This is a genomic window from Pseudomonas sp. P5_B2 (assembly GCF_056400445.1).
Map to the genome: position 1 here is coordinate 1 of NZ_JBFULH010001489.1, position 549 is coordinate 549.

The window sequence follows — 549 nt, forward strand, 5'->3', positions numbered from 1 at the left end:
CATAACAACTCCGGCAATTCATTTTTCCGCCAACGCAAGCTTACCCTGACGCCCAGTCTGCGACAGAGCCTGCGGGCGAGCGAGAGGATCCACCTACTTTGCGCGGTGATCTAGGTCGTTTTACGCCAACCCGGGTGTTGTGGTGAAGCTGAAGGGGAAGGGCGAACAGATTCGTTCGCCGCAAAGAACCGCACCAACGGCATCCGTCATTCATCTGCGCCTTTCAAGGCATTGACGGCGCAGAGTAATGCTATTGATATCCCTGCACTCGACCGCGTGATCATCATCATAGTCTTTGGCTTTTTCCTTGGCGTTGTTGCCGCAATTGCCATTTCCATTGCAGTTGCCTTTGCCGCTATTGCCGTTGCCATTGCCATTGCCATTGCCATTGCCATTTTGATTGTTGTTATATTTCACACAGTTTTTGGCGCCATTTGCACTGCCCGCGTTTTCGCAATTTGCGGCAAAGGACAGCGATGGCAACGCCAGGGAGAACAGGAATGTGCACACAAGGGGCGCAATGATTCGCATAACCAAGCTCCAGAATAG

Annotated in this window: 1 protein-coding gene; it reads right to left on the reverse strand. The window is 52.3% G+C overall.

The annotated features are described in order from the left end of the window. Window positions 1-210 precede the first annotated feature (210 nt). The coding region (locus AC1DRJ_RS31990; RefSeq protein ID WP_477805611.1) for a hypothetical protein at window positions 211-549 on the reverse strand (339 nt) is incomplete at its 5' end.